The sequence below is a fragment of the Acidovorax sp. ST3 genome, from assembly GCF_003231145.1.
Taxonomy (GTDB): Bacteria; Pseudomonadota; Gammaproteobacteria; order Burkholderiales; family Burkholderiaceae_C; genus Acidovorax.
The window spans coordinates 1-24212 of sequence record NZ_QKVP01000008.1 but is presented as its reverse complement, the minus strand read 5'-3'; the positions used below and the strand labels follow the sequence as shown (position 1 = coordinate 24212).

Below are 24212 nucleotides of genomic sequence, written 5' to 3'. Positions count from 1 at the left end.
CGAATCGCCCCACGCTTTCCAACCGTCTGATGTCCGAGCTGCAGCTTAGTTTGCTGGCGCCCCGGATTACTGAACACACCGGTTGCTGCTTTAGAGTAGAGGGGGCTTTCCTGGGAAGTGTCTAACCCCTTTTTACATCGACGACTACAGCCTTGTCAGGCCGAAGCGGTAGTTGGGGAAAGTGCGGCGTCGAACACGAAGGGGTCGCCACCAAGGCGTCGCGTCAAGTCGGAAGCGGCTTTGAGGACGGACTGCGACATCGCGGGTATTAGCTCGGCTGAAAAGCGGGCGGCCGGTCCTGAGACCGCAAGCGCTCCGCGCAGGCTGCCCATAGGGCCGAATACCGGGGCCGCGACTGCGCCGATGTCAGGCTCGCGTTCCCCCACAGTGACGATGAGAGGGTAGTTCGGAAACTCCGCATTGCGAATGAGCGTGCGGTCGAAACTGGACAGCACTCTGCCTGCGGCACCCTTGTCCAACGGTAGCAAATCCCCCGTGCGGATATGGTCGCGCACAGATTTTGGGGAGTCGACCCGAAAAAGGCACACCCGAAGGTTATCTTCGCGCGTGAAAAACGAGGCGCCTTCGCCTGTCTCCTGGACGAGCCTGCGCAAGATCGCCGGCACGTGGTCATCCAACCGCAGGGCGGCTTGGTAGAGCCCTCCCCAGTGCAACAGCATGGACCCAAGTTGGTAGGTGCCGTCGTCCAGGCGGACTATGCAGTGCTCGCGAATTAGCGAGGTCATGGTTCGCAGAATGGTGCTCTTGTACATGCCAGTCCGCTGAGCCAGCTCGCTCAAATTGAGGGATGTGTCGCCAGCCTTGAAGGCGTGAAGGATGGCAAACGCTCTCTCCACCGCGGCCACGCCACCGGCTTTTTGCTCGTCTTCCCGTTTAACTGTCATTCGCTCCATCCGCAATCGTTGGCTGACGCGTTCATTCGAGCGCGTCAGCGGAGAAATTCTGCTTGACATCATATCGTATCGTACTGCAGAATGAAATTCCCTTGTGAGGTATGTCATTCCGCAGGACGCAACGATGTGCTTGCACCCTTAGTTCTGCCCTTTTTTGGAGTCACTGATGTTCAAGATGAAAAAGGTCCTTGTCTTGGCGTTTGCCGGGCTATCCCTGTTGACGTTGACCATTCCGACGCCAGCGCAGACTTTTCCGAACAAGCCGATTACCATCGTTGCGCCGTACCCTCCGGGCGGGGCTACGGACCTCTATGCCCGCTCAGTGGCCAATGGGTTGGCGGAGTGGGGGCAGCCAACTGTCGTTGACAACCGAGCAGGCGCGTCAGGGCTGATCGGCGCAGAGTACGTAGCCCGGCAGCCGCCGGATGGGCACACGCTGCTCATTGGCGCGTCGTCTATGTTTTCCGTCCTACCCCAGCTCAACCCGCGCATGCAGGATGTTGCGCGGCGTATCGAGCCGGTCTCTATCCTGGGCTTCAATCCATCCTATGTCGTTGTGCCGGCTTCGCTACCGGTCAATACCATCCAAGAACTAATCGCTTACCTCAAGGCCAAACCGGGGGAGTATGGTTATGGCTCAGCTGGCAAGGGCACGTCGCAGCATGTGTTCATGGAGCTGTTTAAGCAGCGTGCTGGCGTAGATCTATTCGCTGTCCAGTACAAAGGCAGCGGCCCCATGGTGGTAGATCTGCTCGCTGGGCGGGTGGTGATGGCCATCGAGCAGGGGCCGGCCGTGCTGACCCAGATCAAAGCGGGCAAGCTCAAGGCGCTTGCCGTGACGACGGCAAAGCGAGCGGAGGCCATGCCCAACGTCCCGACACTGTCAGAAACCGTCCTGCCCGGCTTTGAAGCCGTGACGTGGTTTGCGCTCTATGCGCCGTCCGGCATTGCAAAGGGTGTGCTCTCCAAGATAGGGCCCCAAATCGCCAAGACCATGGCCTCGCCCGAGGTCAAGGAGCGGCTGGGCGCGGTGGGCGTGGAGGCATCCTTCAGTTCGGCCGAAGCGGTAGCCAAGCGTCAGGCCGCGGAAACCAAGACGTGGTCCGAAGTCATTAGCAAGTCCCACATTACCTTGGACGAGTGACGGCCCGGAGTCCGGTATGCATTCTCAGGCAAAACTTCCGCTCCACCAGGAGCCGCGGGCCGACTACCTGCAGAAGGTGACGGGCGACGCGATCTTCGCCAGCGATGTCGTGGTGCCCGGCATGCTGCAAGGAAAGATTCTGCGGAGCACGGTGCCGCATGCACGCATTCGCCGCATCGACACGAGCGCGGCGCTGGCCCTGCCGGGCGTGGTGGCGGTGCTCACGGGGGCGGACCTGGCGCGGCTGCCGGGCACAGCCAACCGTTGGGGGCTTTATCTGCGGGACCGCGACGTGATCGCCGTCGAGAAGGTTCGCTATGTGGGCGACCCTGTCGCGGCGGTTGCGGCCATCGACGAGGCCACCGCCGAGGAGGCCGTGGAAGCCATCGTGGTCGAGTACGAGTCCCTGCCCTTCGTAACGACGGCACGAGAGGCCATGGCCGAAGGCGCTCCGCGCGTCCACGACGTGATGGACAAGCTGAAGGACTTCTACTTTCGAGGCGAGGCCAGCCCGGTGGAAGGCACGAACATCTTCCAGCACTGGCGCTACAGCAGCGGTGACGTGGAACAGGCCTACGCCGTCGCGGCCCGCGTCTTCGAAGACACCTTCACGTTTCCGATGGTGTTCCACTTCGCCATGGAGCCCCATGTGTGCGTTGCCGACTGGAAGCCGCATTCGCTGGAAATCTGGAGCGGCGGACAAACACCCACGGCCATCGCCCGCGTGTGCTCCGAAACGCTGGGCATTCCCTTGGCCTGCGTGCGCGTGCACTCGCCCTATATCGGTGGCGGCTTTGGCGGCAAAGCCTCCGTCAAGATCGATCCGCTGGTTGCCGCGCTGTCATGGAAGGCACGCGCTCCCGTGCGGGTCTGCCTCTCCAGCGCCGAGTCGATGCTGACGTGTCGTCGCCTGGATGCGGAGATCACGGTCAAGACCGCGGTGGATGCCGCTGGGCGCATCACCGCGAAATCCGTCAAGGCGGTGCTCAACGGGGGCGCCTATGCCGACACCGGTCCGGCCATTGCCATCAAGGCCGCGATACGAGCCATTGGGCCGTATCACATTCCGAACCTGCGCCTGGAGTCCTACGGCGTCTACACCAACACGGTGCCCGGCGCGGCATTCCGCTCGATTGGCGGGCCGCAGGCCGTGTGGGCGACGGAGTCGCAGATGGACATCATGGCCCACGCCTGCGGCATGGACCCGGTGTCGTTCCGCCTCCTCAACATGGCGGACAAGGGGCAGACCATCAAGCCGGATCTGCGGCCCTTGGACGTAGACATGCGCAACTCGCTGCGCAAGGCGATCGAAACGCTGGAAGCGCTGCCCGGGTCGCAAGGTCCGCGTCGTCGTGGCCGCGGCGTTGCCGTCGGGATCAGCGACCCGGGCATCATGCCCATCGGCGGCGCGACCGTTCGTCTGCGCGCGGACGGCTCGGTGAACGTCTCGGCGAACTCGGTGGAGATCGGCCAGGGAAACCGGGGGGTGCTGCGCATCGTCGCCCACAAGCTGCTGCGCCAGCCCCTGCGCATGATTGCCGCATCCGAGCCCGATACTCTGCTCGCGCCCTATGACTGGGGCACCGGCGCCAGCCGTTCGACCGTGATCATCGGTTTGGCGGTCCAGTTGGCCTGCGAGGACATCTTGCGCCAGGTGGGCGAGGTGGCCGCGTCGGTGCTGGGCGGCGATCCCGCGAGCTACCGCCTGGAAGAAGGCCGCGTCGACGGTCCCGAAGGGTCCCTTGCCCTCATCGAGCTGTTCCGTCGTTTCAACGGGATGACCGCCGGCGAATTTCTCGGCGTGGGCCGGGTGAACCCCGAAACGAAGAATGGCGCATTCAAGGTGGCCCCGCTGTTCTGGGAGACCGGCGCCGGGGCTTGCGAGATCGAGCTGGACGAGGACACGGGCGACATTCGCGTGGTTCGCGTCGGCGGAGCCGCCGACCTTGGCTACGTAATGAATCCCAAAGCCGCCGAAGGTCAGGACGAGGGTGCCATGGTCATGGGACTGGGGCACACGCTCTTCGAGGAATACGTCTACGAGGACGGCCAGGTGGTGAACGGCACGTTGTTCGACTACCGCGTTCCGACGACGCAGGACGTGCCGCTGCACGTGGGCACCACCTTGATTGAAAGCCTCGATGGTCCTGGCCCCTTTGGCGCACGCGGAGGCGGGGAGGGCGCCATCCTTCCGGTGGCGCCCGCCGTGGCCAATGCCTTGTACGACGGCTGGGGCGTCCGAATCAAGGATCTGCCGCTGACACCGGAACGCGTTTGGCGGGCGCTCACAGCCGCCAAGGCCAAAGACAAAAACTGACGAGGACAACATGGACTTCAGAATCGACGCCACCCTGCCGGCATCCGCCGCCCAGCTGTGGGCCATCTTCTTCGACGTGCAGCGGGTCGCGGGACTCATCCCCGGGTGCGAGAACGTCACGGAGATCGAGCCGCTCAAGGCGTTCTCCGCGCTGATGAAGCAGAAGATCGGGCCTTTCAAGCTGGAGCTGCCGACCACGATCGTGCTTGGCGCCTACACGCTCGAGCGCCACGTCGAACTCAGCGCCCAAGGGCGGGACAAGCTCACGGGCACTTCCATCGAGGTGCACATGGCGGTCAATCTGAACGAACGCCAAGGCGAGAGCGGCCCCGAGTGCGTGCTGGGCGTCGAGGCGCAGATGCAAGTGGCAGGCAAGCTGGCGTCCCTGGGCTATCCAGTCGTGAAGAAGAAGTCCGACGAACTGTTCGCCGAATTCGAGCGGAGGCTGCGCAACGAACTGGCGGGGTTCTCGCCGGAGCAGGCGGCCCCGGTGGCGCCCGCGCAGGTGATTGCACGCGCTGCGCTGGGGAGCGCTCCGGCCGCGCCTGCCCCGCTCGGACCCGTCCCTGCCCCCGCTCCCGCTCCCGTTTCTGCTCCCGCTCCCGCGGCGCAGCGGCCCGCGCGCGGGGTGGAACTGGTGCTGCAATGGCCGCGTGTCGGGATCAGCGTGGCCGTGGCCTGCGTGGTGGCCTATGCGGCCACCACCGCCTTCCAGCAGTCGCCTGGCTGGTGGTTGGTCGCGCCGCTGCTGGGCGTGGCCGCCGGGCTCGGTCGGAGAGCCGACTGATGCGTCCAGCGCGCTTCACCCTGCACCGCCCGGCCAGCCTGCACGAGGCCCTGGCGCTGAAGGCTTGTCTCGGCGATGCCGCCACCTTTCACGCGGGGGGCACGGAGCTGCTGGTTGCATTGAAGGCCCGTGTGCTGGAGTACGACCATGTGATCGACATCAAGCCGTTGGAGGAACTGCGCGGCATCCGGCAACTGGACGACGGCGGGCTTCGCATTGGCGCCTTGTGCACGCATCACCTGATCGCCAACGATCCATTGGTTCGCCAGCATCTGCCGGGCTATGCCCATCTCAGCGAGCATGTGGCTAACATCCGCGTACGGGTTGCCGGCACGCTGGGCGGAGTCCTGTGCTTCGCGGAGCCGCATGCCGACGCGCCGACGATGCTCTGTGCACTCGATGCGCGTCTCGTGCTGGCAAGCACTCGGGGACAGCGGGTGGTGCCCTCGCGCGCCTTTCACCTGGGAGAGTTTTCCACGGCGAGGGAGGACGACGAATTGCTGGCCGCCATCGAGATACCGCCCCAACGACCCGGCGACCGGTCGGCGTACCGCTCGTTTGGCCACACCGAGCGCCCAGCGGTCGGCGTGGCGGCGGTGTGGTGCCCCCAGGGGCCGCAACGGCTGCACTTGTGGGTGGGCGCCATCGCCGCGGTGCCCACGGCGCTCGTGCGCACCGAGGAGGCGGCCCGAAGCCTTTCGCCCGGCGCATCTTTCGAGGTGGCCTGGCGCGCGCTGGAACCCGTCGTCAGCGCGGAGGCCGAGCAGTTGACCGCGCACGACGACCTTCATGGAAGTGCCGACTACAAGCGACACCTGGTCACCGTGCTGGCCAAGCGTGTCTTGGAGGAATGCTTGAAATGAGCCATGCCACACCTGCCTTTCCGCTCATCCGGGTGGACATCTCGCTGAACGATACGGAGCAGTCCCTTGAGATCGAGCCGCGCGAGCTACTCATTGACGTGCTGCGCGAGCGGCTGCGAATGACCGGAACGAAGCGCTCTTGCGACGTCCAGGTCTGCGGCGCCTGCACCGTGCTGGTCGATGGCATGCCGACGTCCAGTTGCACCACGCTGTGCGCGGACGTGCACAACCGCCACGTGACCACCATCGAAGGCCTGGCCTACGAGGGGCGGCTGGACCCGGTGCAGCGTGCGTTCATCGCCCACGGCGCGCTGCAATGCGGCTTTTGCACGCCGGGAATGATCCTGGCGGTCAAGTCGATGCTGTCCCTCTACGAAAACCCGTCGGAAGAAACCATTCGCCACTTCCTGCGCGGCAACATTTGCCGCTGTACGGGCTACGTGAAGATTCTCGAGGCCATTCAGGACCTCGTGCACAACCCACTGAGTTTTGAACCGGAGAAAAAATGACTCAACACAACACACCCAGCAAAGGGCATGTGATCATCGCAGGGGCCGGCATGGGAGGCCTGTGTCTGGCGCTCGCCCTGCTGCAAAAGGGCTTCGACGTGGACGTCTACGAACAGTCCCCCGAACTGCGCGAGGTCGGCGCGGGGCTCTGGATCTCGGCCAACGGCAGCCGCGTCATGGAAAAGCTCGGTCTCAAGAAGGAGCTGCAGGCCATCAACCTGGACCCCGAGGACCGGGTGATCCGCTTCTGGAAGACAGGGGAGGAGTACTCGGTCTACAACCGCGATGCGAAAGACTCCAAGGTCGACCACACCCTCATCCAGGTGCTGCGCGCAGAGTTGCAGCGCATCCTGTACGAAGCGGTGCTCAAGCTCAAACCCGGCGCTGTGCATTTCGGCGTTCGCTCGGTGGGGGCGGAGACGGTCGAGGGGCGGGCGCGCCTGCTGTTGGATGACGGCCAGGCCATCGAGGGCGACGCGGTGGTCGGTTGCGATGGTGCGCATTCACGGGTGCGGCAGTCCATTTTTGGCGAGTCGCCCGCTCGGTACACCGGCGCAAATGCCTGGCGGGGACTGGCGCCCATGTCGAAGCTGAAGCCGCAGCACCGGCGCGCCCTCGCTTCGACATGGGTCGGGCCCACGGCGCATGTGACCTGCTACCCCGTGCAGCGCAACGGGGAGCAGTTCGTGAGCTTTTCAGCGCAAGTCGACAGCGAGGTGTGGCAGGCCGAGTCCTGGTCCGAGCGCGGCGAATTGTCCGACGCGCTCAAGGACTTCGAGGGTTGGAACCAGGACATCCTCGACCTGTTCATCAATTCCGAGAATTTGTTCCGTTGGGGCTTGTTCGTTCGGGATCCGCTGGCCAACTGGTCTCGCGCCAGGGTGACGCTGGTGGGAGACGCCTGCCATTCCATGACGCCTTATCTCGGCATGGGGGTGAACATGACCTTTGAAGACGCCTATGTGTTGGCGCGCTGCCTGGAGGCTCAGCCGGCCGACATCGAGGCCGCGCTGCGGCGGTATGAAGTCGCCCGGGTGGCGCGCGCCAATCGCACCAAGGCAAATTCGATGGACATGCTGAAAGTCTTCCACGACCCGGCCCTGGAACAGATCGAAACCGCCCGCCAGTACATCGAGAAAAACTGGTCGCCCGCCGTGGTGCGCGAGCGATACGACTGGCTGCTCGCTTATGACGCCACTACGGTGGAGATCTGAATGCTGACCGCCATCAAAACGCGCGGGCGTCCCTGGGACGGCGTCATTCCCGAGAACGAACAAGCCCTCTACCGCAAGACGGGATGGGGGATGCCGACGGGCCTGGGCAAGCGCCCGGCCCTGTTGATCATCGACGTGCAGTACCGCTCGATGGGCGACAAGCCCCTGCCCATCGAGGAAGCGATCGAGACGCTGCCGACCAGCTGCGGCGAATACGGCTGGCGCGCCTTGCCGCACATTGCGCGACTGGTCGAGGTGTTCAGGCGCATGGGCGCGCCTATCCTGTATCCGTATGTCGCGCCCAAGGGCCCCCACAACCGGGGCCAGTTCGAGCAAAAAGTCCCCGGCGTCATGGACATTCCCCAGCACGGCTATGACTTCGTGGCGGAGGTGGCGCCCGCGCCCGCGGACATCCTCATCCCCAAGTTTCAGGCCAGCGCGTTTCACGGCACACCGCTCACGAGTCACCTGGTGGGACTCGGTGTCGACACCGTTGTTGTCACCGGATGCACCACGAGCGGCTGCATCCGAGCGACGGCGATTGACGCCTGTGCCTTGAACTTCAAGGTGGTGGTGCCGGAGGACGCCGTCTATGACCGGTCGCAGACCTCGCACGCGGTGAACTTGTTCGATATGGCCAGCAAATATGCCGATGTGATGCCGACAGAGGAACTCGTCGGTGCGCTGCGGCAGGTCGCCTGAGGGGACTGGCGTGAACGGCGGCACAGGTTTTCATGTCCGGGCCAATGGCATTCGCCAGCACTACCTGCACTTTCCGGGCAAGGGTCAGCCGGTGGTCATCGTGCCGGGCATCGTGAGCCCGGCCATTTTGTGGAGCCACGTTGGCGACTGGCTCGCGAACAGCCACGGGTGCTTTGTCCTGGACGTGCGGGGGCGCGGCCTGTCCGAAGCCGGACCTCACCTGGACTACGGCCTCGACGCCTGCGCGGCTGATCTGAAAGCCTTTCTCGACACCATGTGCAACAGCGCGCCGCTGGTCATCGGACACTCGATGGGCGCGCGTATCGCGGCACGGGCGGTGGCGCGCAACCCCGGCCTCGCGCACTCGCTGGTGCTGCTCGATCCGCCGACCAGTGCTCCCGGACGCCGGCCCTACCCCGTGCCCCTGGCGCGCACCCTCGGTCTGCTTCGGGCCGCCCAGCGAGGGGAAGGCTTGGAGGCGATTCGCCAGAGCAGCGCGCGGCCCTGGCCAGAGCCGTTGCAGCGGCTGCGGGCGGAGTGGCTGGCCAGCTGCGACGAGCGCGCCGTGTATGCGGCCTATGACGATTTCCATGGCCAGGACTTCTTTGCCGACCTGGCGGCGATCCAGGTCCCTGTATCACTCGTCTGCGCGGAGGAGGGTGGCGTGGTCTCCGAAGCGGATGCCCAGGAGATGAGAGGCCTTCGGCCCGGCCTGCACCTCGCCCGGATAGAGGGCGTGGGGCATCAGATGCAGGCGGAGGACTTCGCGCGGTTCAGCGCGGTGCTGGGCGACGTGCTGCGTCGCCACCAATACTGATCTTGTTGGAAGGAGCCAGAAGTGAGAGTCGATGCCGAAGTTCTTGAGCTGTTCACGCGCGAGCTGACCCTGTGCGGCGTGAAGCCGGGCGAAACCGTGGTGGTGCTGACGGCGGGTGACGAGTGGGCGGACAACGCGCATGCGTTCATGGCCGCGGCCGGTCAGCTGGGCGCCATGACGTTCAACCTCAATGTGCGCCGCGAGCAGGCCAATGCAGTGGGGGTTCAAGGTCGCCATCCTCTTGTCGGCAATACCCTGGCCATGGCGACCCTCAAGGCAGCCAGCCTGGTGATCGACATGGTGGGCCTGCTGTTTTCCCGGGAGCAGGCGGAGATCCAGGCCGCGGGTGCGCGCGTGCTGCGCGTCATGGAGCCCTTTCACGTGCTCAAGCAGATGTTTCCGACCGCGGACCTGCAGCGGCGCGTCGAGTTCGCCAAGACGCTCCTGGAGTCGGCGAAGCAGCTTCGCTTCACATCGGACGCGGGAACCGACATCGTCTACAAGCTGGGGCAGTACCCGGTCATCTCCGAGTACGGCTTCACGGCCGAGGCCGGACGGTGGGACCACTTTCCCTCCGGCTTTTCGTTCACGCAAGGCAATGACGGGGAAGTGGACGGTGTCGTGGTGCTTCAGCCGGGGGACATTCTTTGCGCCTTCAAACAGTATGTGCAGACCCCGATAACGTTGCACGTGGAGAAGGGCATGGTGGTCAAAATAACTGGCGACGGCACGGACGCCGAGCTGCTCAGGAGCTATATCGACAGCTTCCATGATCCACGGGCCTATGCCATCTCCCACATCGGGTGGGGGCTCAATGAAAAGGCGCGCTGGTACCAGTTCTCGGTGACGCGTCAACTGTCGTCGGAGCACGTGATGAATGCCTTGGCGTTCTATGGCAACGTGCTGTTTTCCCTCGGACCGAACCTCGAACTTGGTGGCACCAACGACACTGCATGCCACTTGGATCTGCCAATGCGCCGATGCAGCCTCTGGTTGGACGATTTGCAGATTCTTGACAAGGGTGATGTGGTGCACCCGGCCATGCGGGTCGGGTCTGATTCTGTGTAGCGCTGGTTCTCTTCTTGCGCAGCCAATCTAGCCCAGCCATCGAGCTTCCTGAACTGAGACGTATAAGCACTTCAATTGCTCTAAACGATACGTAGAAAACATCGAGCGACACGCGGTGCCAAGTCTGACAGACTTCAGGCAGTGCAGAGTGACCTTGCGAAAAACTTAAGCACTATCTCAAGGCAGAACTGAATGGTTGCAAACTGAATGAACGAGATTGGCCTCAAGCCCATGAATCTGACTCGCGCGAGAGCCCAGAGCGCATTTCAGAGTGGAAAGCTGCTTAGAAAAAAGCGGCTTGCATTTTCTTCGGCCAATTTCAGAGGTCGACATGCTGTCACCATCTTCCATTCCTCTGCGCGTTAACTCATTCGCCGATGTGGATGAACTGGACAAGGCTGCGCGTCACCACTACACGAGTTGTGGTGCAGGGCGCATGGTCTGGCGGTGTTGGGGTGAGGGCCGGCCGGTTGTCCTTCTACACGGGGGCGCAGGCAGTTGGACGCACTGGGTGCGCAATGTGGCCGCGCTGTCCCAACAAGGCCGCTGCGTATGGGCGCCTGATCTACCCGGTTTTGGCGATTCCGCTGCACCAGTGAGGGGCGGCGATGCAGATGCTGTCGCTGATTGCTTGTCGCATAGCTTTCGCGAGTTGTTTGGATATGTGCAAATCGACGTCGTCGGGTTTTCGTTCGGCGCGTTGGTAGCGGGATTTCTCGCGGTACGTACCCCCTCTCTCCTGTCAAACGTGGTGCTGGTAGGGGCTCCGGCGCTCAGCGCTATTCCGTCCCCAGCGATCAACCTGCGTCCTTGGAATAGGGAAGAGCCAGGGGAGAATCGCCGCGCCGTGCATCGGCACAATCTTGGCGCGTTGATGCTGTTTCAAGACCGAGCCATCGACGAACTTGCTGTGACACTGCATGCGGAAAACGTCGTGAGAGATCGCATGACTGGTCGGCGCCTGATATTTGGAGACGCGCTACTGCGGTTACTCCCTGAGATCCAATGTCCGGTCGCAGGCATCTGGGGTGCTGAAGACGTTATTTATCGGAATCGTCTGGAGGTCATTGGGAATGCACTGGCGCATGCGCCACGTATGCAGCAACTGGTGCTCATAGCTCAAGCTGGACATTGGGTGCAGTACGAGCAACCTGAGAAATTCAACGAGATACTGGGTCGCATCTTGGATCATTTCTCAATAAACCATTGATTCCAAGCAGGTCTGATCGTGGTTCCGAGGGGCGTTGGCAGAACGCTCAGTTTGAGCAAATCAATGGGCCACGCACACCGTATGCCAGAGTGGCGAAAGTTGGCAGATTGCATTCCACTATGACCAAGGAGAACAGCTATGGACAACCTTGACCTTTTTGTTCTCCGTACCCTGAGAGACTGGCGCCGTGAGGGAAAGGCCGCTTGGCTCGTGACTGTCGTTAGAACCTGGGGGTCATCTCCTCGCCCTGCAGGTTCGGTGCTCGCGCTATGTGAAGACGGTAGGGTCGTAGGGTCTGTTAGCGGAGGGTGTATCGAGGATGACCTGATCATAAAAGCTACGGCTCCAGATTGCGGCGCGGGCCTTTGTTCGAAGTCTGGGGGGCCTTTGATGCTGACCTACGGCGTATCTAGCGAAGAGGCACACAGGTTTGGTCTGCCCTGTGGCGGAACGATTGAATTGATGGCAGAGCCCAACCCCCAACTCAAATCGCTCGAACGCTTGGTGGATGTGTTGACGCATGGTGGCTTAGTGCACCGGAGAGTGCGTGTTAGTGACGGTGAAGTCACCCTCACCAAAGCCGAAAATCCGGCGGAGCTGGTAGCTACGATCGAATATGTAATCAACACCTTCGGTCCCGAATACCGAATGTTGCTGATTGGCGCAGGGCAGCTGACGGAGTACTTGGCGACCATGGCATCTTTCTGCGGATTCTCCGTGACGGTGTGTGACCCAAGGGTGGAGTACACCGATTCGTGGGCCGTACCACGCGTGAGCTTGACAAAGGGCATGCCGGATGACGAAGTAGTCCTGTTCCGTCCGGATCGTCGTACCGCCGTTATCGCTCTTACGCACGACCCAAAACTGGACGACCTCGCGTTATTGGAGGCCTTGAAGTCGGAAGCTTTTTATGTGGGAGCGATAGGGAGTCGCCGGAATTCCGAGAACCGTCGGCAAAGGATGCATGAGCACTTTGACATCGCGCTGAACGATCTTGAAAAGTTGCGAGCGCCGGTCGGGGTCTTTATTGGTAGCAAGACGCCTTCGGAAATCGCAGTAAGCATCATGGCTGAAGTGCTGGCGGTGAAGAATGCAGTCCAAGTTCCCCGCGAGATGCTTGTTGCTCCGGCAAAGGAAATGATGAACGTGCAAGGCCCGAACAAACGAACTACCGTCTCGTAGGCAACCGATTGATGAGCAACTTCGATGGAGTCGAAGAAATCCGCTTCATGAAAACACAAGCCAATACATCCATTGCTGTCGTTGGTCCTGGTGCCATCGGCACTACAGTTGCGGCGGCACTGCACGAAGTCGGTCGCACGCCGTTGCTGTGCGGGCGTACGCCCCGCGATCGCCTGACGCTTCAGGATGGCGATCGCCGTATCACCGTTCCCGGTCCGGTCCGGACGGATCCCGCACAGATCGATCGCACGGTCGACCTCGCCTTTCTCGCGGTCAAGGCGACGCAAATCGATGCGGCGGCAGAATGGCTCGCGGCGTTAAGCGGCCCGGAAACCGTTATATGTGTTCTGCAAAATGGGGTAGAACAGGTAGAGAGGGTTGCCGCTTATTCCCCACGAGGGCGGCTCGTCCCTGCTGTAGTGTGGTTCCCTGCGCAGGCGCAATCCGACGGTTCCGTCCTCTTGCGCGGCGATGTGCGTGTCAGTCTGCCAGACACGCTGGCCTCCTGCGTGGTGGACGATGCGCTGCGAGGTTCTCGATGCTCCGTAGACTTGGCGGCGAACTTTAGCTCATTGGCGTGGCGCAAGTTGCTGCAGAACGCGGTGGCAGGACTCATGGCGCTCACGCACAGGCGTTCAGGTATGTATGGGAGGTCTGACATCTCCGGACTCACCCTTGCCTATTTGCAGGAATGTCTGGCAGTGGCTCGCGCCGAGGGCGCTGAACTTGGCGACGAGGTGCCTCAGGAAATCCTCACCAAGTTCTTGGAGTCTCCCGCCGACATGGGCACTTCAATACTTACCGATCGCGAAGCGGGCCGACCACTGGAATGGGATATTCGCAACGGAGTCGTCTCCCGCCGTGGCCGGGCTCATGGCATCCCGACGCCGATCAGCGACGTGTTGGTTCCGCTCCTTGCAGCCGCGAGCGACGGCCCCGGCTGATCCTGTGGCCCCCGATGACGCCGTCACCACTCGTCATCATCAACAAGCACCTGCGCCCCGACACATGTCCACGCCTTTTGGATCCCTGGTGCACATCAACGCCGGCCCGCTGCACGTGGCATATGCCGAGTTGGGTCCGACCAGCGGCCCGCCTGTCTTTCTGATGCACGGCTTTCCCTACGACATCCACACCTACGAGGCCGTGGCACCACTGCTGGCCGCACAGGGCTGCCGCGTTATCGTGCCCTACCTGCGCGGCTTCGGGCCCACGCGCTTTTTGTCGGCGGATACGCCGCGCTCGGGCGAACAGGCAGCGCTGGGCACGGACCTGCTGGCCTTGATGAATGCGCTGGCGGTGCCACGCGCTGTGCTGGCCGGCTACGATTGGGGAGGCCGCGCCGCGTGCGTAGTGGCGGCACTGTGGCCCGATCGCTGCGCCGGCCTACTGTCGGTCAACAGCTATAACATCCAGGACATCGCAAGCGCCATGCGCCCTGACGTTCCGGAAAAGGAATTTCGGCTCTGGTACCAGTATTACTTCAACAGCCCGCGCGGTGAGCAAGGTCTGTTGCAAGATCGTCGGGCGGTGTGCAAGCTGCTGTGGAAGCTATGGTCGCCAACTTGGGCCTTCACTGAAGCGCAGTTTGAACGCAGCGCTGCTGCATTCGACAACCCCGACTTTGTACCTGTGGTCATACAAAGCTACCGCCACCGCTTTGGCTTGGTTGCTGGCGACCCGGCGCTGCTGACCGTTGAAGCGCAACTGGCGCAGCAGCCGCCCATTGTGGCGCCCGCACTCACGTTCGACGGCTTGGACGACGGTGTGCGTGCGCCCGCAGACGTAAGTAAGTGCGCGTCACGCTTCACTGGGCCGCGCCAGCACCGCTTTGTACCGGGCGTGGGTCACAACATGCCGCAAGAAGTACCGCAGGTGTTTGCCGATGCAGTGATGGAGCTTGTGCGTGGCGACGTGTAGGCTACGGAGAGTCATTGGTGGGAATGCTTCGCCGTGACTCGCGCGGAGGACGCTGAATTTGGCGACGAGGTACCTCAGAAGATCCTCGCCATGTTCCAAGCGTATCCAGCTAATATGTGCACATCTATCCTTACAGATCGCGAACCGGGTCGACCACTGATCTATGCGCCAGCTGTGCGGGCGAAAGTACCCCTTCCCTTGGGTGAATCGCTGTGTGCGACACGGCGCATACGCACTTCCAGCAATTCAAGTAGGGCTCGTAAAGCTGCGCTGTTGTGTCGGCGCTGCGCGTACGCCGCATAGAGCCAAATATCACGCGGCATAAAATCCTTAAGCACAGGGACTAAGCTGCCACGCTCAGTGTGCGGCTGCGCCAGCAACGCTGGGACGCACACTGCGCCGATGCTGTCGAGCGCTGCCGCGATAAGCGCGCACGAGTCGTTTGAATCCATACGGCCATTGATCGGAAGGTTGTATGGCACACCATCAACTTCGAACGGGAGGTGCGGTGCAACGTCACATAGGGAGTACGTGAGCACATCATGCCTTAGCATATCGTCGGGGGTTTTTGGCATGCCGCGCTTGGCCCAATAGCTAGGAGTGGCGCAGAGGACGAGATCTACACGTTGGAGACGACGCACGATAAGATTCTCGTCCCCGACTCGCCCGTACCTTATGGCGACGTCGACCCCTTCCTTTACTAGGTCGACCGCGCGATTGCCGATCTGGAGGTCAATATGCACTTCTGGAAAAAGCGTGAGAAATTCGCTCAGGATGCTGGGGAATTCCGTTTGTACAAGCCCATGAAGTCCCGCGACGCGCAGGCGTCCGCTTGGATGTGAGCTATGCGCCTGTAGCTCCCTCTGCGTCAGTTCGACCAACTCCACAAGTGGTGCACTACGCAGCTGTAGAAGTCTTCCAGCATCTGTCAGCGTCACTGAACGCGTGGAGCGGTTCAGTAGCCGCACATTGAAGCGAGCCTCGAGAGTTGCAACATGTTTGCTTGCACTAGGGTTCGAAATACCTAGCTTGTTCGCAGCGCGCGAGAAGCTACCCAATTTCGAAACCTCCATGAAGGTCTTGAGAAGGTCAAGTGTATCCATCAGATTTTTCAATACCGATAAGTCCGACAGCCCCTATCGGTGATTCCTACTTGCGCGAAATTCGAGGTTCAACATAGGACAGGCACTAGTTACGGTGCCGCTTTCGTGAGGAATTCTTCAGGTTCCCAGCCTCCTCCTAGAGCCATAAAAACGGCAATTTGGTCATCGGCCAGTTGGGCTGCAGAAGTAGCTAGCGCGGCTTCGCTGGTTGCGAGTGCGCGCTCTGCATCCAACGCTTCGAGCTGACCGGTCTTACCGCTCACATAAAGCAGTCGAGCCTGCTTGGCAACGGTGGCATGTTGATCTCGGGCGGCCGTAAGTGCAGCATGGCGTTCCGACTCGCGTGCGTAGGCATCAAGGGCGGTTTCTACCTCGCGCAATGCCGTCAGCACAGTCCCTTCGAAGCTAGCAGCTGCAAACCGGGTTGCTGCCTCGGCCTGTGCGATGCGAGCGCGAGCCATGCTGGTGTTAGGTAGCGTCCAACTGACCAATGGACCCAGGCTGTAACTGAGCGTCTCGCGATTTCCGAATTTTTCGATGATTCCAGAGGAACCGGCCGAAAGTCCGAAAACCACTTTGGGGTAAAGATCGGCGGTGACTATTCCGATGCGAGCGGTGGCGACGGCTAAGTTTCGTTCGGCCTTCCGAACGTCAGGCCGTCGACGCAAAAGGTCTCCGCCGTTTCCCGCTGGAAGCAGCCCTGCTAGCTGCGGCGGCTTCTCGCAATTTGCCACTGCGGTGGGGAAATCGCGAGGCGCTGCGCCAGTCAGTGTTGCCAACCGGTACAGCGCACCTTGGCGCTGGGCCTGAAGCGGGGGCAGTAAAGCACGTAGTTGCTCAAGTTGGCCCTGTGCACGTAGTACGTCAATTCTGCCCACCTTGCCCGCTTGTTGGAGCCGTTCCGAAAGTCGGATCGCCTCTTCCTGAAGGCGCACAGACTCCACTGCAGTTTGCAAGCGATACCCGCTTGAACAGGCGCTCGCGTAGGCATGAGCTGTACCTCCCGCCACGTTGATTCGCACCAGATCAACTGCCGCCTGTTCGGCGCCGGTTCCAGCCTCTGCCGCTTCGATCGCCCGGTGCAGTTGACCGAACAGATCAAGTTGATATGACAAGGACATACTCGCGCTGTACGTTCCTCGGCTAGGTGGCTCGGCATCTCTTTGTAGGAGACTCAAACCTGAGGCGTGCCCAAACCCCGGACCACCACTGACGGCCGCTGTCGGCTCTCTCTTCCCTATTGCTTGGGCCTCTATCGCCTTCACGCGCTCTAAGTTGGCGATGGCCTGTCGCAGGTCGGTGTTGTGCTTCAAAGCCTGCGCCACCAGTCTGTCTAGCTGCCGGTCGTTGTAGAGCCGCCACCACTGCTGCGTAAGGGGGGCCTCGGTTGTGTATCCCTTGCCAGACTGGAATCCATTTTCGGAGGCCGCCTGTTCGGGCGGGAGAACAGCAGGTGCCACGTAGTCCGGTCCAACAGGCGAGTAAGCACAACCTGCCAATAGTCCGCTGGCAACTGCAGTGGCTAGGAGTCGATACATGGTGTTCATCCTTGCCCTCCTGATGGTAGATCGGCGGCTTGCTTGGCTCTGACGGTCTCGAGTATTTCTACCGTGACCGTCTGGCCTGATACCAGACGGGTGCCCAAGGGCAACTGATCAAGTTTCACACGCACGGGAATGCGCTGTGCAAGTCGCACCCAATTGAAGGTGGGGTTGACACTTGGAAGCAAGTTTGCGGTGGTGCTGCGGTCGCGGTCGGCAATACCGGCAGCGATGCTTTCAACGGTGCCCTCGAGCGGCGCAGCACCCATAGGGGTCACTCTTACCCGGTCGCCCAAATGGATCCGTGCTAGTTTGTTTTCCTCGAAGTAGCCTTCAACATAGACCGAGCTCGCATCTACCAATGCCATCACGGGGTGGCCGACGGCTGCATAGGCGCCTTTGCGGAGGTCAAGATTGGTCACGATCCCCGCTCTGGGGGCCCGCACTTCCGTGCGTTGCAGGTTCAACCTTGAAGTAGTCAGGGCGATCTGCGCTTGCCGCAATGCCGCTTCGGCCGAAAGAAGCATGCCTTTTGCCTGGTCTACCTTCAGGCGTGATTGCTCGCGGACTTCCAACGATATCAAATCGCCCAGTTCAGTATTCCGGTTGCTCTCACGCTGCGCTTGTGCGAGCGTTATGCGCTGGTTGCTGATCGCGATACTCTGCGTTGCGAAAGCGGCCTCGGCTTGCTCTACAGCCAGTTGAAAACGAGCTTTGTCCACCGAAAACAGTAAGGCTCCGGAGTCAACGTACTGGTTATCCTGCACTGGTACGTCCGCGACCATGCCAGACACATCAGGCGCTACCTGCACGATGTTAGCCCGTACTCTCCCGTTGCGCGTCCATGGGGCAAGTTCATAGTGGTCCCACAACTGCCAGCTAGCGTAAAGGGCGGCGGCCGCCATCAGCACGGTGATAACAAGACGAACGACCGGACGTGCGAGGCGATAAGCGTGCATTGGGAATGCTATTGTTTTAAGTTTCATGAGTGATCTAACAAGTAGGTTTCAAGCAGAGGTGGAGATGGCGCCGGTGAGATAGGCCAAGACGTAGAGCACCAAGATGTACAGAGCTAGATCGAACAGGGCGGGGTGCCAGACCCATCGGTAGAAACCAACGACTGCAAGCAGGCGGCGCATTGCCCAGGAACACGCGAGAGCACCGCCAGCTAGGAGCAAAAGCCAAGGCAGTAGCACACCAAAGAAATTGACTTCAATCATGGTTGTAGTGCGGCACGAGCTGATGGAAAGAGGTTGCGGCGAAGACCCACGAGTGCGGAGATGGCTCGCCACTCGGTGTCCTTTTCCAGTGAGTCAATTAGCAGCCCATCGATCTGAGGCAGCAGCGACTCTTGGTGTGCAAGCGAATCCGCGCCCCGCGCTTTGAGAACAAGGGCTAGTTCCTTGAAGAGGCGGCTGGCCGGCTTTGCAGGAAGGTGCTCAGAATGCAGTCGTAGCGTTGCGATGTCCGCACCAAGGCGCAATTGCCGTAACGCTCCGTCTAAAGTAATGCGGACTTCGTCAGTACCGTTGGGTGATACTCGCGGCACCAATAGTGAGATCCGGTCTAGCATGCGGCCGATGAAGACGTCGTGTGCGCCTGCATCCTGCTGATGGGTTGCGAGTTCGGCAAGGTCGCTCCAGGTTGCACGCCGTATGCGCTCGGAAGTCCAGTCACGGCTCACGCTGCGCACCAGCGCCGTGACGCGAGCCGCTATAAGCGCGCCTAGAAACAATGCCAGGTTGGAACTGATGAAGCTCACTAAATCGGCATTGGCCGTATCTTGCAGGGCGAGAGTTCCGGCGACGCCGAAAAACATGCCAAGGGCAGCCAAGGAGCTCGCAGGTCGTGCCATATAGCAGCCAACCACCAGAAACAAAGGAGCGATGCACAGCGCCAGCATGCCAAAGTCATGTGCTAGCGGCATGACGCCCAAGACATAAAAGACGGACACTGGAAGAGACCACAGAAGTGCCGTGATGAATTTGTGCATGGCTGGTACGGGATCGTCCATGGTGGCGAAGAAGCTGCAGAAGACTGCAGCGCTCATGGCCATGCCAGATCCCGAATGCCAGCCAGTAGCAATCCAGAGAGCGCAACAGATGCCAGTGGCGAGCACGGCAGTGATAGCTGAGCGCATCGCAATCCCGCGGTCGAAATGAAGCACCCTGCTACCCAAGGCTGTGTTGCGACGCAATGGCGCTGCAACGCCGGTAAGTCCCGCGTCGATATCGCTGCGCAGGGCGTTGCAAGCGCGCCAGCCAGCGACAAGTTCTTGCAAGCGGATTGCCAAGTCGATCCGAAGTGCACGCACCCATGGCGAAGCAGCAGGTACCTCCCCGATAGCGTGAAATCCAGCGTACGCTTCGTTAGCTTTCACCTTGGTCGCAATGGAGTCCAGCCAGCTGGTATGTCGCGCGAGGGTTGCGATGATGTCGTTCGGTATGCCGCCTGCGGTTTTACTTAGCGCTCCGAGGCGGTCGTCTACCGCAGAAAGCGCTGGTATGAGTGCGGAAATTCGGTCTTGTAAGGCTCCAATGGCGACAGCTGTCCAGCGCAGGTTTGTAGCGTCGAAGGGCACATGTGTGGACAGCAGACGCAATTGCGTGATGTCCAGGGCTAACCGTTGACGATCCGCGGCGATTTGCTCGTCATTCCCCTTTGCGTGAAGCAGGTCAGATAGCCATTGGCGCGCATCGCCCAGTGCGCGATCCATGACCCCTAATACAGAGGAGGCCAAGCCGACAGGAAGCACAATACTGTGGACTAGGCTAGCACTCAAGATTCCCAGTCCGATTTCGGTAACCCGAGCGACGGCCGTGTCGAACATCGCTGCGGGTGCTTCTACCAATGGGAAGCCAATCATCGCGGCCGAGTAGCCACCCAGCATGAAGATGTATGAGCGCGGGCTGCGGTCCAGCAGTGAGTAGTAAAGGCACAGTCCTACCCAGAGCGCCAAGGCTAGGGACAGAAGCTCTGGCGAGGCGGACAACGAGGGGACAAGCGCGACGGCGGCCGCGCATCCGAGCAGGGTACCTAAGAAGCGGTAGAGAGCCTTGGAGCGCACATTGCCAACGAGGGGGTGAGCCACAATGTACGTGGTCATCATGGCCCAAAAGGGCCGAGGCAAGCCGAAGCGACTGGCCAAGTACAGCGCGAGCATGGCAGCAGCAAAGCTCTTGAGAGAGAAGAGCAATTCTTCCCGGGAGAAACGAGGCAGCGCGATCATGCGGTGTCCTCCAGAGAAAACGCTCTGACGGTGGCGCGTTCGCGCAGTCGCTGGTAAACCAAGCCACCGAGAGGCGTTAGTTCTCGCGCACGAATCTTCCGTTTCAGCAGTGAGCCTGTTCGCTCGCAGATCTTTCTTGAGAAGGCTGTGCAGGTTTTGCGCGACCGAAGCGACGCGCCGAGACACGATAGCCCCATCTGAGAAATGCCAAGCAACTTGGCCGACATCACCTCATTCTTATTGCGAATCATTTTCATATGGCAATGCTACTTTTGAGCAGGCCAGACTAGAATTGCAAACTAGGACGAGTGATTTCTCTTTTCGGTCATCTCGTTAGCGAGATGCGGTGGCATCTTTAAGCCGTTCTGAAGTCGGCTTGTTGTCCAGCCAAGTTCTTACCTGGAGGTGCATTCCTGGCTTTCATGCCGGCGGCGACCCAGGCGCACCAACGTTGCGTAGTCGAGGCTGAGACCGCCGGCTGAAGCCCAAAAGCCTGGTCGATACATTTAGCTCTAGGGGCGCAAACTGGTCCTTCAACCCTAGTGGGGGTGTCGGGACAATGATGATCCAAAGCTATGCCAAGCGCAAAATTCAGGGAGCCAGATCTAAACTACAAGCCATCCGTGCCAGTCATGGCTCTTCGTGTGGATGTAGAGGCCCGCGAGCGCGAAATCCCAATTCACGAACATCAGTCTGGCCAACTCGTGATTGCACTTCGCGGGGCTGTCTCCTGCGATGTGCCTGGTGGTTTGTGGATGGTTCCGCCGCAGGCCGGCGTGTGGATTCCCGGTGGGACACCCCACAGCAACCATAGCACTGCGAATGCTGTAATTTTCTATTTGTTTATTGCCCCAGGAGTGGCCTCTCTGCCCACCCACTGCTGTACCTTGCGCATCAGTCCAATGTTGCGTGAGATGATTCAGTACCTTGCAGGTTTACCAGTGTCTTATGAGGTCGGCGGGCCAACCGAGCGACTTGTTCATGTGTTGTTGGACCAACTCTGCGCAATGCCGGTAGAAGAAATTTTCCTGCCAATGCCTGAGGATGCGAGGCTTCGCAAGATAGCGCGCGCCATGATGCTTGACCCGTCTGATCGTAGAGCCCAAAAGGATTGGGCCTTTGAAATCGGCATGAGCGAGCGAACGCTGAATCGCTTGTGCACGTCGCTGACAGGCCTGAGTTTTGGACGCTGGCGCCGTCAGTTGCAAATGATCGTAGCGCTGCGCGATTTGTCTGGGGGGGCTACTGTTCAGCAAGTGGCTTTCGGTCTAGGCTACGAGTCGCCGCCCGCCTTTATCACGATGTTCAAGAAGGTTTTTGGTAAGCCCCCTGCGACGTACATCAGCGATCGGCTACAGGCAGGGGGGTGAAGCGTACCCGCTCTGCCGGGGTCGCTTACCTGTAGGCGCGAGCGTGTGTCACGCCGCCGTCTACCACTACGGTGGAGCCCATCACATAGTCCCCAGCGCGCGAGGCCAGAAAGATGGCAGCGCCCGCGATATCTTCCGAAGTGCCAATGCGCCGTGCAGGAATGTGCTCGGACAACTTGTCTCCATGGTCGCGTGCGTTACGGTTCATTTCGGAGGGAAACGCCCCGGGCGCTATGCCACTGACCGCGATATTGTCCTGGGCCAGACGCAGCGCCATGCGCCGTGTGAGGTGTATAAGTCCCGCTTTGCTGGCGACGTAGGAATAGTTTTCCTGGGGATTGAGTCCGATGCCATCGGTCGACGCAATATTTATGACCTTTCCAACACGGTCTTGGGCTGCAGCGCGTAACGGCTTGGCCAGCGCTTGGGTAAGAAAAAAGGGGGTTTTTAAATTCAAATCCACCACCTTGTCCCAGCCGTTCTCGGGAAAAGCGTCAAAGTCTTCACCCCAGGCCGCACCTGCGTTATTGACCAGAATATCCAACGTGGGTTCGTGCTGAGCGTAGGCCGCGGCCAAAGCTTTGCAGCCCGTGATCGTGGACACGTCGTATGGCAGAGAAATGCAATGGCCATTTTTGGCGAGCTCCTGCGCCGCCAGATCACAGGCGTCGGCCTTGCGGGCGCTAATGTAGACCCGTGCGCCTTGGGACAAAAAACCTTCGGCAATCATGCGACCGATACCTCGTGAGCCGCCAGTAATCAATGCTGTTCGGCCTTGTAGGGAAAAGAGATAGTCAGTATTCATGGAATTGATTTCGTCAAAGCGTTCGTATGCGGCAATATGGTTCGCCGGGCCGGTCCTGCTGATCGGATTAGGCTTTTTCGAGGAGGGCCCGCCGTACGTAGGCGGTCCCGTCGAAAAGGCGTCGTGCCGTGCGCGTGAAGTGCACTTCACGCACCGTCCAACTGTCGGTGGCGGTCTGTTCAACATTCGCCAAGATCTGAATCACCCCACTCGGATGGCCGATGCGAATTCGTGCCGGCCCAGCATGGCTCCCTCGCGCTTCGGCCGGAATCGTCCCCTCGATCTGTGCTGCAACGGAAAGGCACACTGAGCCACCGCCCGGGAACGCCTTGTGCATCGCGCCACCATGAAGAACCATGCGAGCGACGAAATCAATCTCAGACGATGCGACGGGGTGGTTGGCGATAGTGCGGTAGTCCTGCGCTTCGCCGATAAGAACTTGGTAGGGCGTGAGAATGCCTTCTGGAGGCAGACCACAACGATCAACGGCCCACCGCCTCACTTCCTCAGCCATCTCGTAGATGTCGGGGCTGAGCTGACCTGGTAGCTCCTTGCCACTGACACCCAGATCGGCAGCGCGTATGAATACGCAGGCTGTGCCCACATCGACGACAGAAACAGGAATTTTGCGACCGAGTTTAGATACGTGTACCCAGTCTTGTGCCTGGCCGGTAGGCAACAGTTTTCCGGTAGTTGCGCCGCTGGTATCCGAGTAGTCCAATGCAACCTCAGCGCCTGTTCCTGGCACCCCATCCACTTCACAGTCGCCCTCCACACGCGGCTCGCCGTCCGCGCATTGCACCGTCATCCGAAGGATCTTTCCAGTGTTGGTGTTGTGCACGCGTACTGTGGTCACAGGTTCCTGCACGGGAATCAAGCGCTCTTGCAGAGCATAGACACCAGTGGCTGATGAAATGTTCCCACACACGATCTCGAAGCTCACTGTGGGCTTGTCGATACCGATCTGTACAAACGTATAGTCGATGTCAGCGTCTGGTCTTGAGGGTGGTCCAATGATTGCGCACTTGCTCGTCAGAATGTCGGCCCCGCCGAGTCCGTCGATCTGACGAACATCAGGGCTCCCGAACAGAGCGAGAAGGAATGTCTGAAGTGCCTGCGGGTCAGTGGGAACGTCCCGTTGAGCGAGAAACACAGCCTTGCTGGTACCACCACGCATCATCGTGACGGGTATGCGGATTTGTTCTTTCATTGCCTCAGTATGCATGCCCACCCGAAAACCGTCATTTCAGTTTATATGTTAATTCTTTAGTTTGTCTTGGGTATTTGGTTTTAGTTTGGCTAAAGCTTGGGCAGTAGAACTGCAATGACCGTTTGGTCATGAATACCGATACTTCCTGTCACCGTAGCAAGCGCTGCGCGAGCAGGAGACATTTTTGAAGATCATCCAACGAACGGAGCCTCACTTCCGTCAAACCGCGAGCGGCATGGTGTTGATCGCCACACGTGTTGCCGATCACCCTCCGCAATTCCCGCCAGTGGAATTCGTTCACAACGAT

At 60.5% G+C, this 24212-nt stretch carries 23 protein-coding genes and 2 pseudogenes; 16 read left to right on the top strand and 9 right to left on the bottom strand.

Features of this window, described 5'->3' with window-relative positions:
- Window positions 1–155: 155 nt before the first annotated feature.
- Window positions 156–974: an IclR family transcriptional regulator gene (locus DNK89_RS22600; RefSeq protein ID WP_203422466.1), complete on the bottom strand. Its 819-nt coding sequence runs from the start codon at window positions 972–974 to the stop codon at window positions 156–158.
- Between the two features lie 106 nt (window positions 975–1080).
- Between DNK89_RS22600 and DNK89_RS22595 the strand changes: the two genes are divergently transcribed.
- The 15 genes and pseudogenes from DNK89_RS22595 to DNK89_RS24850 all read left to right on the top strand — a co-directional run.
- Window positions 1081–2058 (top strand): tripartite tricarboxylate transporter substrate binding protein, encoded by a 978-nt coding sequence (locus DNK89_RS22595; protein WP_110961931.1) that lies wholly within the window; start codon window positions 1081–1083, stop codon window positions 2056–2058.
- Window positions 2059–2074: 16 nt separating this feature from the next.
- Window positions 2075–4375 carry a xanthine dehydrogenase family protein molybdopterin-binding subunit gene (locus tag DNK89_RS22590; protein WP_110961930.1) on the top strand — a complete coding sequence of 767 codons (2301 nt, stop codon included), beginning with the start codon at window positions 2075–2077 and terminating at the stop codon, window positions 4373–4375.
- Window positions 4376–4385: 10 nt separating this feature from the next.
- Complete coding sequence (locus DNK89_RS22585) at window positions 4386–5162, top strand: CoxG family protein (RefSeq protein ID WP_110961929.1); 777 nt, start codon at window positions 4386–4388, stop codon at window positions 5160–5162.
- Window positions 5162–6025 (top strand): xanthine dehydrogenase family protein subunit M, encoded by an 864-nt coding sequence (locus tag DNK89_RS22580; protein ID WP_161958969.1) that lies wholly within the window; start codon window positions 5162–5164, stop codon window positions 6023–6025. Before DNK89_RS22585 ends, DNK89_RS22580 begins: the two co-directional genes overlap by 1 nt.
- A complete protein-coding gene (locus DNK89_RS22575) occupies window positions 6022–6534 on the top strand; it encodes a (2Fe-2S)-binding protein (protein ID WP_110961927.1) in 513 nt (170 codons plus the stop codon). Before DNK89_RS22580 ends, DNK89_RS22575 begins: the two co-directional genes overlap by 4 nt.
- Complete coding sequence (locus DNK89_RS22570; protein WP_110961926.1) at window positions 6531–7748, top strand: NAD(P)/FAD-dependent oxidoreductase; 1218 nt, start codon at window positions 6531–6533, stop codon at window positions 7746–7748. The genes DNK89_RS22575 and DNK89_RS22570 overlap by 4 nt, the downstream gene beginning before the upstream one ends.
- Complete coding sequence (locus tag DNK89_RS22565; protein ID WP_203422464.1) at window positions 7749–8450, top strand: isochorismatase family protein; 702 nt, start codon at window positions 7749–7751, stop codon at window positions 8448–8450.
- A gap of 10 nt (window positions 8451–8460) precedes the next feature.
- Window positions 8461–9267 (top strand): alpha/beta fold hydrolase, encoded by an 807-nt coding sequence (locus DNK89_RS22560; protein ID WP_161958968.1) that lies wholly within the window; start codon window positions 8461–8463, stop codon window positions 9265–9267.
- 21 nt (window positions 9268–9288) lie between these two features.
- The gene (locus DNK89_RS22555; RefSeq protein ID WP_110961924.1) at window positions 9289–10335 is read left to right on the top strand and encodes a leucyl aminopeptidase; all 1047 of its coding nucleotides are present in this window, start codon (window positions 9289–9291) and stop codon (window positions 10333–10335) included.
- A 331-nt stretch (window positions 10336–10666) separates the two neighbouring features.
- A complete protein-coding gene (locus DNK89_RS22550) occupies window positions 10667–11545 on the top strand; it encodes an alpha/beta fold hydrolase (RefSeq protein WP_110961923.1) in 879 nt (292 codons plus the stop codon).
- Between the two features lie 138 nt (window positions 11546–11683).
- Window positions 11684–11878 (top strand): annotated as a pseudogene (locus DNK89_RS25065) (XdhC family protein); the annotation flags it as partial.
- 57 nt (window positions 11879–11935) lie between these two features.
- A complete protein-coding gene (locus DNK89_RS22545; protein ID WP_370220966.1) occupies window positions 11936–12727 on the top strand; it encodes an XdhC family protein in 792 nt (263 codons plus the stop codon).
- 47 nt (window positions 12728–12774) lie between these two features.
- Complete coding sequence (locus DNK89_RS22540) at window positions 12775–13671, top strand: oxidoreductase (protein ID WP_110961970.1); 897 nt, start codon at window positions 12775–12777, stop codon at window positions 13669–13671.
- 64 nt (window positions 13672–13735) lie between these two features.
- Entirely contained in the window at window positions 13736–14647 is a 912-nt protein-coding gene (locus tag DNK89_RS22535; RefSeq protein ID WP_110961921.1) for an alpha/beta fold hydrolase, read from the top strand.
- A 21-nt stretch (window positions 14648–14668) separates the two neighbouring features.
- A pseudogene (locus tag DNK89_RS24850) lies at window positions 14669–14806 on the top strand (oxidoreductase); the annotation flags it as partial.
- Between the two features lie 2 nt (window positions 14807–14808).
- Here the strand turns inward: DNK89_RS24850 and DNK89_RS22525 are convergent.
- The 6 genes from DNK89_RS22525 to DNK89_RS24335 all read right to left on the bottom strand — a co-directional run bounded on the left by DNK89_RS22525 (window position 14809) and on the right by DNK89_RS24335 (window position 20777).
- On the bottom strand, window positions 14809–15750 hold the full coding sequence (locus DNK89_RS22525) for a LysR family transcriptional regulator (RefSeq protein WP_110961920.1): 942 nt from the start codon (window positions 15748–15750) through the stop codon (window positions 14809–14811).
- A gap of 89 nt (window positions 15751–15839) precedes the next feature.
- Window positions 15840–17297, bottom strand: a complete 1458-nt coding sequence (locus tag DNK89_RS22520) for an efflux transporter outer membrane subunit (RefSeq protein WP_110961919.1) — start codon at window positions 17295–17297, stop codon at window positions 15840–15842.
- On the bottom strand, window positions 17294–18250 hold the full coding sequence (locus DNK89_RS22515; RefSeq protein WP_110961918.1) for an HlyD family secretion protein: 957 nt from the start codon (window positions 18248–18250) through the stop codon (window positions 17294–17296). Before DNK89_RS22515 ends, DNK89_RS22520 begins: the two co-directional genes overlap by 4 nt.
- Window positions 18251–18298: 48 nt before the next feature.
- Window positions 18299–18511: a DUF1656 domain-containing protein gene (locus DNK89_RS22510; protein WP_110961917.1), complete on the bottom strand. Its 213-nt coding sequence runs from the start codon at window positions 18509–18511 to the stop codon at window positions 18299–18301.
- Window positions 18508–20520 (bottom strand): FUSC family protein, encoded by a 2013-nt coding sequence (locus tag DNK89_RS22505; protein WP_110961916.1) that lies wholly within the window; start codon window positions 20518–20520, stop codon window positions 18508–18510. Before DNK89_RS22505 ends, DNK89_RS22510 begins: the two co-directional genes overlap by 4 nt.
- Window positions 20517–20777: a hypothetical protein gene (locus tag DNK89_RS24335; protein ID WP_153064312.1), complete on the bottom strand. Its 261-nt coding sequence runs from the start codon at window positions 20775–20777 to the stop codon at window positions 20517–20519. The genes DNK89_RS22505 and DNK89_RS24335 overlap by 4 nt, the downstream gene beginning before the upstream one ends.
- 375 nt (window positions 20778–21152) lie before the next feature.
- Here DNK89_RS24335 and DNK89_RS22500 point away from each other — a divergent pair, with 375 nt between their 5' ends.
- Complete coding sequence (locus DNK89_RS22500) at window positions 21153–21890, top strand: helix-turn-helix domain-containing protein (RefSeq protein ID WP_238990902.1); 738 nt, start codon at window positions 21153–21155, stop codon at window positions 21888–21890.
- 25 nt (window positions 21891–21915) lie between these two features.
- On the opposite strand, the gene DNK89_RS22495 is transcribed toward DNK89_RS22500, so the two are convergent.
- Together DNK89_RS22495 and DNK89_RS22490 are read right to left on the bottom strand one after the other, a co-directional pair.
- A complete protein-coding gene (locus DNK89_RS22495) occupies window positions 21916–22695 on the bottom strand; it encodes an SDR family oxidoreductase (protein ID WP_110961914.1) in 780 nt (259 codons plus the stop codon).
- 67 nt (window positions 22696–22762) lie between these two features.
- Complete coding sequence (locus DNK89_RS22490; protein WP_110961969.1) at window positions 22763–23905, bottom strand: 2-methylaconitate cis-trans isomerase PrpF family protein; 1143 nt, start codon at window positions 23903–23905, stop codon at window positions 22763–22765.
- Between the last annotated feature and the right edge of the window lie 307 nt (window positions 23906–24212).

Excerpts from the sequence above, each read along its gene's own strand:
- DNK89_RS22600 (WP_203422466.1), bottom strand. The coding sequence starts at position 974 with ATGTCAAGCAGAATTTCTCCGCTGACGCGCTCGAATGAACGCGTCAGC.
- DNK89_RS22595 (WP_110961931.1), top strand. The coding sequence starts at position 1,081 with ATGTTCAAGATGAAAAAGGTCCTTGTCTTGGCGTTTGCCGGGCTATCC.
- DNK89_RS22590 (WP_110961930.1), top strand. The coding sequence starts at position 2,075 with ATGCATTCTCAGGCAAAACTTCCGCTCCACCAGGAGCCGCGGGCCGAC.
- DNK89_RS22585 (WP_110961929.1), top strand. The coding sequence starts at position 4,386 with ATGGACTTCAGAATCGACGCCACCCTGCCGGCATCCGCCGCCCAGCTG.
- DNK89_RS22580 (WP_161958969.1), top strand. The coding sequence starts at position 5,162 with ATGCGTCCAGCGCGCTTCACCCTGCACCGCCCGGCCAGCCTGCACGAG.
- DNK89_RS22575 (WP_110961927.1), top strand. The coding sequence starts at position 6,022 with ATGAGCCATGCCACACCTGCCTTTCCGCTCATCCGGGTGGACATCTCG.
- DNK89_RS22570 (WP_110961926.1), top strand. The coding sequence starts at position 6,531 with ATGACTCAACACAACACACCCAGCAAAGGGCATGTGATCATCGCAGGG.
- DNK89_RS22565 (WP_203422464.1), top strand. The coding sequence starts at position 7,749 with ATGCTGACCGCCATCAAAACGCGCGGGCGTCCCTGGGACGGCGTCATT.
- DNK89_RS22550 (WP_110961923.1), top strand. The coding sequence starts at position 10,667 with ATGCTGTCACCATCTTCCATTCCTCTGCGCGTTAACTCATTCGCCGAT.
- DNK89_RS22545 (WP_370220966.1), top strand. The coding sequence starts at position 11,936 with ATGCTGACCTACGGCGTATCTAGCGAAGAGGCACACAGGTTTGGTCTG.
- DNK89_RS22540 (WP_110961970.1), top strand. The coding sequence starts at position 12,775 with ATGAAAACACAAGCCAATACATCCATTGCTGTCGTTGGTCCTGGTGCC.
- DNK89_RS22535 (WP_110961921.1), top strand. The coding sequence starts at position 13,736 with ATGTCCACGCCTTTTGGATCCCTGGTGCACATCAACGCCGGCCCGCTG.
- DNK89_RS22525 (WP_110961920.1), bottom strand. The coding sequence starts at position 15,750 with ATGGATACACTTGACCTTCTCAAGACCTTCATGGAGGTTTCGAAATTG.
- DNK89_RS22520 (WP_110961919.1), bottom strand. The coding sequence starts at position 17,297 with ATGAACACCATGTATCGACTCCTAGCCACTGCAGTTGCCAGCGGACTA.
- DNK89_RS22515 (WP_110961918.1), bottom strand. The coding sequence starts at position 18,250 with ATGCACGCTTATCGCCTCGCACGTCCGGTCGTTCGTCTTGTTATCACC.
- DNK89_RS22510 (WP_110961917.1), bottom strand. The coding sequence starts at position 18,511 with ATGATTGAAGTCAATTTCTTTGGTGTGCTACTGCCTTGGCTTTTGCTC.
- DNK89_RS22505 (WP_110961916.1), bottom strand. The coding sequence starts at position 20,520 with ATGATCGCGCTGCCTCGTTTCTCCCGGGAAGAATTGCTCTTCTCTCTC.
- DNK89_RS24335 (WP_153064312.1), bottom strand. The coding sequence starts at position 20,777 with ATGAAAATGATTCGCAATAAGAATGAGGTGATGTCGGCCAAGTTGCTT.
- DNK89_RS22500 (WP_238990902.1), top strand. The coding sequence starts at position 21,153 with ATGGCTCTTCGTGTGGATGTAGAGGCCCGCGAGCGCGAAATCCCAATT.
- DNK89_RS22495 (WP_110961914.1), bottom strand. The coding sequence starts at position 22,695 with ATGAATACTGACTATCTCTTTTCCCTACAAGGCCGAACAGCATTGATT.
- DNK89_RS22490 (WP_110961969.1), bottom strand. The coding sequence starts at position 23,905 with ATGAAAGAACAAATCCGCATACCCGTCACGATGATGCGTGGTGGTACC.